The sequence below is a fragment of the Trichothermofontia sp. genome, assembly GCF_053493415.1.
The window spans coordinates 1-10470 of sequence record NZ_JBRCAD010000021.1 but is presented as its reverse complement, the minus strand read 5'-3'; the positions used below and the strand labels follow the sequence as shown (position 1 = coordinate 10470).

11 protein-coding genes are annotated in these 10470 nt (G+C 49.4%); 10 read left to right on the top strand and 1 reads right to left on the bottom strand.

Features of this window, described 5'->3' with window-relative positions:
* On the bottom strand, positions 1–932 hold a 932-nt coding region (locus ACWIUF_RS02210; protein ID WP_448570543.1), incomplete at its 3' end, for a protein kinase domain-containing protein.
* Positions 933–1129: 197 nt separating this feature from the next.
* On the opposite strand from ACWIUF_RS02210, the gene alaS reads away from it, so the two are divergent.
* The 10 genes from alaS to ACWIUF_RS02160 all read left to right on the top strand — a co-directional run bounded on the left by alaS (position 1130) and on the right by ACWIUF_RS02160 (position 10344).
* The gene (gene alaS, locus ACWIUF_RS02205; RefSeq protein ID WP_448570542.1) at positions 1130–3925 is read left to right on the top strand and encodes an alanine--tRNA ligase; all 2796 of its coding nucleotides are present in this window, start codon (positions 1130–1132) and stop codon (positions 3923–3925) included.
* Positions 3926–4184: 259 nt separating this feature from the next.
* Positions 4185–4400 (top strand): hypothetical protein, encoded by a 216-nt coding sequence (locus ACWIUF_RS02200; protein WP_448570541.1) that lies wholly within the window; start codon positions 4185–4187, stop codon positions 4398–4400.
* Complete coding sequence (locus ACWIUF_RS02195; RefSeq protein WP_448570540.1) at positions 4393–4950, top strand: hypothetical protein; 558 nt, start codon at positions 4393–4395, stop codon at positions 4948–4950. The genes ACWIUF_RS02200 and ACWIUF_RS02195 overlap by 8 nt, the downstream gene beginning before the upstream one ends.
* Positions 4951–5051: 101 nt before the next feature.
* Entirely contained in the window at positions 5052–5327 is a 276-nt protein-coding gene (locus ACWIUF_RS02190) for a BrnT family toxin (RefSeq protein ID WP_448570539.1), read from the top strand.
* Positions 5290–5577 carry a BrnA antitoxin family protein gene (locus ACWIUF_RS02185; RefSeq protein ID WP_448570538.1) on the top strand — a complete coding sequence of 96 codons (288 nt, stop codon included), beginning with the start codon at positions 5290–5292 and terminating at the stop codon, positions 5575–5577. Before ACWIUF_RS02190 ends, ACWIUF_RS02185 begins: the two co-directional genes overlap by 38 nt.
* A gap of 418 nt (positions 5578–5995) precedes the next feature.
* Positions 5996–6424, top strand: a complete 429-nt coding sequence (locus ACWIUF_RS02180) for a putative toxin-antitoxin system toxin component, PIN family (protein ID WP_448570537.1) — start codon at positions 5996–5998, stop codon at positions 6422–6424.
* Entirely contained in the window at positions 6421–6666 is a 246-nt protein-coding gene (locus tag ACWIUF_RS02175) for a hypothetical protein (protein WP_448570536.1), read from the top strand. The genes ACWIUF_RS02180 and ACWIUF_RS02175 overlap by 4 nt, the downstream gene beginning before the upstream one ends.
* A gap of 628 nt (positions 6667–7294) precedes the next feature.
* Positions 7295–8203: an AraC family transcriptional regulator gene (locus ACWIUF_RS02170; RefSeq protein ID WP_448570535.1), complete on the top strand. Its 909-nt coding sequence runs from the start codon at positions 7295–7297 to the stop codon at positions 8201–8203.
* A 172-nt stretch (positions 8204–8375) separates the two neighbouring features.
* Entirely contained in the window at positions 8376–9413 is a 1038-nt protein-coding gene (locus ACWIUF_RS02165) for a hypothetical protein (protein WP_448570534.1), read from the top strand.
* A gap of 13 nt (positions 9414–9426) precedes the next feature.
* Complete coding sequence (locus ACWIUF_RS02160; protein ID WP_448570533.1) at positions 9427–10344, top strand: hypothetical protein; 918 nt, start codon at positions 9427–9429, stop codon at positions 10342–10344.
* Positions 10345–10470 lie beyond the last annotated feature (126 nt).

Genomic DNA, 10470 nt, shown 5'->3' with positions numbered 1-10470 from the left:
GTTTGGGACCGGGGCAAAGGGGGCGGGGCCGACACCGATCGCCCAGGGGGCTGCTGCAAATCTTGGAGGGCTGCTTCGGCAGTTTGATAGCGACGTTGCAGATCTTTGACCAGGAGGCGATCGAGCACATAAGCCAGATCTGGGCTGATTGGCTCTGGCAAATACTGTTGCCACTGCTCCAGCCAAGCATAGCCCCGTTCTACCCAAAGCTCCGAGGGATTAATGCCCGTCAGCAAATGAAAACACGTTGCCCCCAAGCTAAACAAATCGCTGGCGGGTTTCACCTTTCCCCGCACCTGCTCTGGAGACACATACCCCTGGGAACCAATCATCGTCCCCGTTTGGGTTGCTGTTGCCGTGGGTAAAACCTTTGCGACCCCAAAATCGATCAGGACCAGCTTCCCGGTACGGGTCTGACGCATGATATTTTCAGGCTTGATGTCGCGATGAATGACCCGTTGGGTATGGATAAAGGCCAGGACGGGTAGCAAACCTTCCAGAAGGGCGCGGATCTTGGCTTCGCTGAAAACACCGTCCTGTTCAAATTCCTTCATCAAATCCTGGCCTTGGATCAATTGCTGGGCCAGGAAGAAAAAGTCCCCAGCCCGAAAGTAGGCGGATAGGGAGGGAATTTGGGGATGCTCACCCAGTTGTTGCAGTTGGCGGGCTTCCTGGGCAAACAGTTGCAGTACCTTTTGCGTTTCTTCTTCGCTCTGCGATCGATAAATCAGTTGCTTGAGGATGCAGCGCTCATTCAGCTTATCGACATCTTCGGCAATATAGGTTTTGCCAAATCCCCCCCGCCCGATCGGTTCAATTACCTTAAATCGTTGTTTCAGGAGCGGTATCAAGGGCTGACCGCACGCCAAACAAGTCTCCTGATCGTCCGGATTGAGCGGCTCACTACAGTAGGGATTAAGACAACAAATCATGACAGCCTGCGCTTGCAAAAGTGGTTGGGACGATCGCGATAACGCGGCAACGGACAGGCATCGGTGCAAAGTCCTCTGGGTATCGGTGCATGGCTACCCCCCAATAGCCTAGACAGCATCATGGGAGTACGGTTGATGCGGTGCTTGGTAGGGCTGAAGAGAACGGGCGATGGCTGAACTTGCTGACTGTCAACAGTATGCCCTGCAATGGTCAGGAAACAGCCTACAATCCAGCAGGGAATTTTCTGAACGATCGGCGATCGGGATGTCACAATAGTTTTAGCAGCCCCTTGTTAAGTTATATGTCCTTCACACCCCAGTATCGTAGCGGTGCCGAGATCCGGCAGACCTTCCTCGACTTCTATGCAGCCAGAGGCCACCAGATCGTCCCCAGTGCCTCCCTGGTGCCGGAAGATCCGACCGTGTTGCTGACGATCGCGGGGATGTTGCCCTTTAAGCCGATTTTCCTGGGCCAGCGGCCAGCCCCCTTCCCCCGTGCCACCTCATCCCAGAAGTGTATCCGGACGAATGATATTGAGAATGTGGGACGCACGGCGCGGCACCATACGTTTTTTGAAATGCTGGGCAACTTTAGCTTTGGCGACTATTTCAAGGAGAAGGCGATCGCCTGGGCCTGGGAACTGTCCACCGAGGTCTTTGGCCTGCCCCCGGAACGGTTGGTGGTCAGCGTCTTCCGTGAGGATGACGAAGCCTTTGCCATTTGGCGGGACCAGATTGGCATCCCGGCGCACCGCATCCAGCGCATGGGTGAGGACGATAATTTTTGGGTATCGGGTCCGACGGGTCCCTGTGGCCCTTGCTCAGAGATTTATTACGACTTTCACCCGGAACGGGGTGATGAGGCCATTGATTTGGAAGATGACACCCGGTTCATTGAGTTTTATAACCTGGTGTTCATGCAATATAACCGCGATGCCGAGGGCAATTTAACACCGTTACAAGCCCAGAATATCGACACGGGTATGGGTCTAGAACGCATGGCCCAAATCCTACAACAGGTGCCCAATAACTACGAAACGGATTTGATCCTGCCCATTATTAAAACGGCGGCAGAAATTGCCGGGATCAACTACGCCCAAGCCGATGCAAAAACCCAGGTTTCTCTGAAGGTGATTGGGGATCATGTGCGAGCGATAGTCCATCTGATAGCGGATGGGGTGACGGCCTCGAATATGGGACGGGGCTATGTGTTGCGGCGGTTGATCCGGCGGGTGGTGCGGCATGGGCGGCTGATTGGCATCGATCGCGAATTTACGGCGGAAGTGGCCGCGACGGCGATCGCCCTTGCCGAAGCCGTTTATCCCCAAACCCGCGAACGGCAAGCGGTGATTGCAGCGGAGCTACAGCGGGAGGAATCGCGCTTCCTGGAAACCCTAGAGCGGGGTGAAAAGCTACTCACAGAAATCATCACCAAGGCTACCGCCAAAAAGGGGAAAAAGCCAGGACAAATTGCTGGTAAAGATGCCTTTATTCTCTACGATACCTACGGTTTCCCCCTGGAATTGACCCAGGAAATTGCGGAAGAACAGGGGTTAACGGTGGATGTGGCGGGTTTTGAAGCGGCAATGGAGGAGCAACGCCGCCGTTCCCAGGAAGCCCACGAAACGATCGATCTCACGGTGCAAGGTTCTCTGGATCAATTGGCTGAGCATATCCACGCTACTGTTTTCCAGGGCTATACGGACCTAATGGCTGAATCTGTCGTGGAAGCCGTTTTAGTGGATGGGAAACAGGTGCCGGAAGCTACTAGCGGCAAAGTCCAAATTGTCCTGCGGGAAACACCGTTCTATGCGGAATCGGGGGGACAAATTGGCGATCGCGGCTATTTACTGGCGGCTCCCTCACCCTCTCTCCCAACGGGCGAGGGGGGTAGGGAGTTACGGGTGCGGATTACGGATGTGCAGAAGGAGTCGGATTTCTTCATTCACTACGGTGAAATTGAGACAGGTACTTTGCGGGTGGGCGATCGCGTCATTGCCCAAGTGGATGTGGCCTGCCGTCGTCGTGCCCAAGCGAACCATACGGCGACCCACCTGTTGCAAGCGGCCCTGAAAAAGATCGTCGATCCGGCGATTTCCCAAGCGGGATCTTTGGTGGCCTTCGATCGCCTGCGGTTTGATTTTAACTGTCCCCGTGCCCTCACCCTAGAGGAACTGGAACAGGTGGAAGCGCAGGTGAATACCTGGATTGCGCAAGCGACCCCGGCTACGGTGGCCGTGATGCCGATCGCAGCGGCGAAGGCCAAAGGGGCGATCGCCATGTTTGGTGAAAAGTATGGGGATCAGGTGCGCGTGGTGGATTACCCCGGCGTGTCGATGGAACTGTGCGGCGGCACCCATGTGGCCAATACGGCGGAAATTGGTCTGTTCAAAATCATTGCGGAGACGGGGATTGCCTCTGGGGTGCGTCGCATTGAAGCGGTGGCGGGACAGGCGGCGCTGGATTATTTGACGGTGCGCGATCGCATTGTGCGGGAATTGGGCGATCGCTTTAAGGCAAAACCGGAGGAATTACCCGATCGCATTTCCAGCTTGCAAAGTGAGTTGAAATCGACCCAGAAGCAACTGGAGCAACTCAAGGCGGAACTGGCGATCGCCAAGTCTGACAGTCTGGTCACCCAAGCGGAAACCGTGGGCAATTTCCACCTCCTGGTAACCCAACTGGATGGAGTGGATGCGGAAGCGCTGAAAACCGCAGCGGAACGGCTCCAACAAAAACTCGGTCCTCAATCAGCGGTGGTTTTGGGTTCAATTCTGGCGGCGGATAAGGTGTCGCTAGTGGCGGCCTTTGGTCCGGAGGTGCAAGCCAAGGGGGTGCAGGCGGGTAAGTTTATCGGCGCGATCGCAAAACTCTGCGGCGGTGGCGGCGGCGGTCGTCCGAATTTGGCCCAGGCAGGCGGACGGGATGCAAGTCAATTACCAGCAGCCCTGCGATCGGCTCAGGAGCAGTTGGAAACCGCACTGGCAGGCTAGACGCAAATTTTCTGGCTGCTCATCTCAGGTGAAATGCCCTATTTCGAGTGTTAGACATAGGCGAAGGCTTTATTTATGTGCATCATCTACGCCCAATTTCAGAAATTGCAGAGGACTACGAAGTTGACCCTGTGAAAGATTTATGCCCTGTCTGCCCAAACTGCTATGCCATGATTCATCGGACTCCCCGCCCATACAGCATTGAAGAGATGAAGAATATAATAGAGGGGCAACCCTAGATTTAATTGGAGTGTTTTGCATGGTTTCGTCAGAACTAATCTCGACTTTGAAAGGGCTGAGCCGCTCCGACAAGTTCCATATCATGCAAATTTTAATTTCAGAACTGGCCAAACAAGAAATGGATCTTGTTAAACCTAACCAAGCTTATCCAGTATGGTCTCCCTACGATGCTTTTGAAGCAGCAGATACGATGTTAAAAGTGTTACACGATGCCAAAGCTCAAGACCATGCCTAACGCTGAACGGTATCCATTTGTCTCTGGTGACACAGCATTAGGCGAAGCGAGTTTTCGTCCGTATTTGCCTTGTACTTTGTTGAATCAGCAAGTTTCTGTTCAAGCATCTGCACTATTAGAGGCAGGAGCAAGTGTAAATGTACTGCCATATTTGGTAGGAGTCGAGCTTGGATACGACTGGGAAAGACAAACAGCAGCACTGAGTTTGACAGGAAATTTGGCTCAGTACGAAGCGCGTGTTGTACTTCTTCAATCTGTCGTTGGGCAGTTTGAACCTGTGCAATTGGTATTTGCCTGGACACAAGCTACAAATGTTCCGCTCATTTTGGGACAGGTGAACTTCTTTATGGAGTTCGATGTTTGTTTCTACCGTTCGCAGCTAGAGTTGCAGTTAGCCCAAAATCTGCTGTCACAGAGTAAGCTAGTTGTCCGTACTAGCCACCTAACACTGCGTTGGTGCAGACGGAACAGAGGTTATCGGGAGAGTCCGAGTTTATCAGCCGCCGCACAACTTCACCGTTATGCCGCAAGTCCTCGGTTGGGACGGTAGCTTGAAGTTGCTTGTAGGCATTCACAATCAGAGTTACTTGGAATAGGTAGCTGTAACGACAATTTGTAACTACAATGGGTTATTGTAGTTGTCCTTCGGTTATGGAATATGAATGGGATGAAGCAAAGCGCCTTGCTAATCTTCGTAAGCACGGAATAGATTTTATCGACATTCCAACCGTGTTTGAGGGCTATATCGTCACGGTTGAGGATGATCGTTACGATTATGGAGAGCAGCGTTTTGTCACATTCGGTTTATTGCAGGGGCGAGTGATCGCCGTTGTCCATACAGAACGTGAGGATTGCATTCGTATTATTTCTGCAAGGAAAGCGACGAAATATGAACAACGAACCTACTTCGAGCAACTCTCACACTGATTGGCAACGTTTGGATGCAATGAGCGATGAAGATATTGATCTATCAGATTGTCCAGAAATTACGCCAGAAATGTTTGCTAAGGCGATAGTACGCCAGGGGTTACTCGCTGCAAAAGGCAAGGCACAAGTGACACTCCAAATTGATAGCGATGTGTTGGAGTGGTTTAAGTCCCAAGGGCGGGGTTATCAAACACAGATCAATCAATTACTACGGGCGTATATGGAAGCCCAGCAAGAAGCTCGCCAATAACAAGCAGGTTGGTGTTGCGTTTGCAGCGGCATAACAACCCCAACGCAGCGGACGGACGAGAGCCGCTGGTGCTGAGTTTAAGGTTATATGCCGCCGCTGGTTGGGATCGTTAGACTGCTGTATCAAGGGACTGTTCTGGTGTTAGCTACGAAAGGAGCTGTTCGGCGCGATCGCCCCTGTGCTGAGCCGCGATCGTATTTGTAAGTGTGCGATCGTCCATCGCCTTGGACTGGGTTGACGACAGGAAAGGCAGTATTTTCCGCCAGTTCAAATTTGAAGTGCAGCAGTGCCTAAACAATGTTTATAGAATACTTCATAAGGGGTAGGATTTCCCTAGGTATAAAAATCACTCCTTTAGGATGCCAGTTAGGCAGTACCATTGGTGGGATTCTAACAAGCACCTCTGGTGCTGCTACCAATGCCCATCCCCCAAATTGTGATAGACACAAATGTCATTGTTGCTGGGCTACGTTCTAGAAACGGTAGCGCTTTTCGTCTATTGGGGTTGGTTGGTAGCGAACAGTTCAAGATCAACCTTTCTGTGCCGCTAGTCTTGGAGTATGAAGAGGTTTTATTGCGAGAGTTGCCAAATCTGGCCATTAATGCCTCAGATGTACAAGATTTCCTTGATTTTCATTGTGCGATCGCGACCCATCACCAAATATTCTTTCTCTGGCGACCTTTCTTGCCCGATCCCAAAGATGACATGGTGCTGGAACTGGCGGTTAAGGCGAGGTGTGATAGCGTAGTGACATACAACATCCGCGATTTTGCAGGCATTGAGCAGTTTGGGGTTAGTGCCGTTACCCCAGCAAACTTCCTAGAGTCCATTGGAGCACTGTCATGAGCACGTTAAGCATCCAGCTACCTGACTCCTTGTATAGAAGCCTACAGAGACTTGCCGAGCAGGATGGGATTTCGTTAGACCAGTTTATTACACTGGCAGTTGCTGAGAAAATTGCAGCATTAACGACTGAGGGGTATTTGCAAGAGCGGGCAAGCCGTGGTGATCGAAGAAAATATGAAGCTGTGTTGGCTAAAGTCGCTGATGTTGAGCCAGAATTGCACGACCGGTTGCCTCCCGCATAACAACCTGCTTGCACCCGACTGCCAGGAGGTTATCTGCGGCCGGTGCTGTATTAGGAGACTATTGTGGTGCTAGCTATTGGTCAACCGAAGGGAACTTTGCGGCGCGATCGCCCCTGTGCTGAACCGCGATCGTGCTAGTCGTAAGTGTGCGATCGCCCATCGCCTTGGACTAAGTTGACGACGGGAAAAACGGTATTTTTCTTCCTTCCCAGTGCTGACCACAAGTGCGATCGCACTCAGGACGGTGACCGTGGCCGCGATCGCTAGGGTGGGTTGCGGAAAAAAAGGGCGATCGGCAAGGCATAACCGTTTTGACTACCTTGTCAATTATTGACGGATAACACCCGAATCTCAGGTGTTATCATCTAAAAGCGACGGATAACACCCTACACCTAGGTGTTGTCACGTGTATCTGCATGATAAGATCCCAATATCCGGGCTTATCCATCAGCTCTGACGTTGAATACATAGTTATGCCGCTCGATTCTTGGTGGGGCACAAAAGATTATCTTTAAAGGAGTAATGACGAAGTGGTTGTGAGTTTTCGCCGAAAGGTTCGTTAGGCTTTTGTTGATGAGTTAGGTACCAAGAGCAAAATTGCTACACCAACTACTATTTGGAGGCAACGATGTCCGTGGATCAACCTCTAGCGATTGATTATGCTGACTGGCCAAACCTTCTAACAAATCTACCCCTTTTAACAAGCTTTCAGTCAGGTTGGAGTAGTATTCAACTTGCCCATTACTACCAGCGTTCAATTGATTTGACTGAAGTATCCAATCCTTGGCACATAGTAATTATTCCAATATCCCATCATGCATTTGAATTGGAGATTATTTCAGAGAGACATTTACAATTAGTTTCATATCAAGAGAAAGACTATGTAAGTGGATGCATTGAAATAGTTCCTGCTGACACATCTTTTAGTGTTCATTCTATTTCAGGTCAAGCAGTAGAGTGGATTCAGTACTATTTAGAACCAGACTTCCTAGCTTCGATCGCGCATGAATCAGTAAACCCTGATCGCGTTGAACTCTTGCTGACACCTAAAAAAGCCGATCTATTGATTCATCAGATAGGGCTAGCACTGAAGTCGAGTTTAGAGATAGATGGGGTTGGTAGCCGTTTCTATGTTGACTCGATGGCAACAGCACTAGCGGCTCATCTTTTGCGTTATTACTCTACCCGTAACCATAGTTTTCGAGAATATGAGGATGGGTTATCCAAACCAAGGCTTAGGCGAGCGATTGAGTATATTCAGGCACATTTAAGTGAGAATCTATCGCTGAACGATATTGCGAACGAATTAGGAATGAGCCAGTACTACTTTTGTCATTTGTTCAAGCGATCGACTGGAATTTCACCTCACCAATTCCTCATCCGTCAGCGCATTGAGCAAGCGAAGTGTTTACTCAAGCAAGCAGACCGAACCGTTACATCTATTGCATTAGAGTGTGGTTTTGCTAATCAGAGCCATTTTGCCAGGTGTTTTCGCCACCACACTGGAATGAATCCAAACCAGTTTCGCAAGTCATAGCAAGATTGTGTTCCAACTTCGCAAGAAAATGTGCGACTTTACTTAGCAGCTTAATTCAATTGATTCCAATGGATAAATTAGTTGGATCAGAATCGCAAGTGTGCATTCATAACTGAAAACAACTAGTTGCATCGCTCTAAAAATGTAATATCCCTGATCAAGGAGAAATAAAGTGGCTTCTATCAACGGTAATTCTACAGATCCCGGTGTTCCTGGTGTTTTGGGAGAAAGCACGGAGTACAATGGTGTACTTGGGGTATCAACAGCAAATGGACATGCGGGTGTAGCAGGTGCAAATAATGATGGAGATGGTGTTGGAGTCTATGGTAGAAGCGCCAAACAGGCAGGTGTTTATGGTGAAAGTAAAGGGTTTAATGGTGTACGTGGATTAACTTACGCACCAGGACACGGAGCCGTGGTTGGAGTGAATGAAAACCACACTTCAGAGGCTGGACCAGGAGTACTTGGGCAGAGTGATGGTGTTGGCGTTTGGGGCGTAAGTAAAACTTGGATGGGGGTTTATGGGAGTTCTGAAAGCACTGTTGGCGGTGCTGGAGTAATGGGAGAAGGAATCGGACCTGGTCCTGGTGTAATTGGTAAGAGCAAGAATTGGGTGGGAGTTTATGGTGAAACCGATGGTTTAGAAAATGGACCCGCTGGTGTTTGGGGTGAGCATAAAGGTGCTGGTATCGGAGTAAAAGCTGTTAGCAATACTGGTATAGGGCTATTCGCTTTTAGCAATGGTACGGCAGGATTCTTTCAAGGTGATGTTGAGGTTACAGGTGATATCCGATTAAACAATGCAGACTGTGCGGAAGATTTTGATATTGTCTGCGTTGAACAAGCTGAGCCAGGAACCGTCATGGTAATTGACTCTGAAGGGGCTTTACGACCTAGTGATCAGGCTTATGACAAGCGTGTTGCTGGTGTCATTTCCGGTGCAGGTAACTATAAGCCTGGACTGATTTTGGATAAGCAAGAATCCTCTAAAAACCGAATGCCGATCGCGCTAATGGGTAAAGTGTATTGCAAGGTAGATGCAAGCTATGGAGCGATCGAAGTTGGTGATCTACTAACCACATCTCCTACACCCGGACTAGCAATGAAAGCTACAGATCCCCTTAAAGCATTTGGATCTGTGATTGGAAAGGCACTACGACCGTTGCAAGAGGGTCAAGGACTGATTCCTATACTGATTGCTTTGCAATAGGAGAGACACCCATATGGCAAGTATTCGTGAATTTGCAACACAAGTTGGATCTGGTAATCCACCTGTCTCAGTCCGCTCTCTCGTCACGCAATTCGGAACTAATTCGTTGCGAGATGCCATTGCTGCCCATAAAATCCGTGAATTGTATCTAAACTCAGGTGCCCATCGAGGGCTTCTTGGTTTTCCACTATCAAACGTTCAATTTAGCGCCAACAAAGTAGAGCAACGGTTTGCTGGGGGCAAAATTGAGTTTCTAAATACGACTCCTAAGGGAGTTGCTACAACGAGTGTACGTATTCGGTTCGTCGGATTTCATTGCGATAGAGAGTCAGATCATGACCAGGGTTCACCTACAGATGAACCGTATTTCATTATCGGTGTTGCTGGTTCAAACCGTTCAAACACCATACGCTTTGGTCCTTATAAAAATGTTGAAACTGGAACAGATCGATTTGAAGCAGCTATGCTTGCAGACCCTACTAGTCAAAGCAGCCCGATTGTCATCGTTCCACCGATTGTGATCGGTGTTGTGGCTATCGAACATGATGCGGGTACTCCCGAGGAAGCCGAAGAAAAGGTACGAAATATAATTAAGGAGATCGAAGAAAAATTTGATCAAGTTGCCGCTGCATTTGGAGCAGTAACCGCTGGAAGCCACGTCTTACCAGAGTGGGCGCGTGATATTTTGATTGGCTGGGTTCCAGAAGGTATTGCGGCAATATTTGGACTCGGTGATGACCATATTGGATCGGTGCCTCTTGTTATGTTTGACTTTAATCCAGGTCTAGAAAAGTGGACAACTCCGCCTAGGATAGGACTTCATGGTCAGAACCCTTACAATACAGAAATTTCAGTAGATGGTGGTAGCGAAGGAGCGTATAAGCTCCGATTTCAGGTTGAGATTGTTGATACTAATATGCAGAAGTGTTGAAAGTTAGGTTAAGCGATGGAAAAAAGGGACAGAATGCAGTATTCTGTCCTCTAACAAATAAAAAATGATGTTCTATGATAGCCTCATTCCCGAAGCTTGTCAAATTGATCTTGAAGCAGCTTTGTC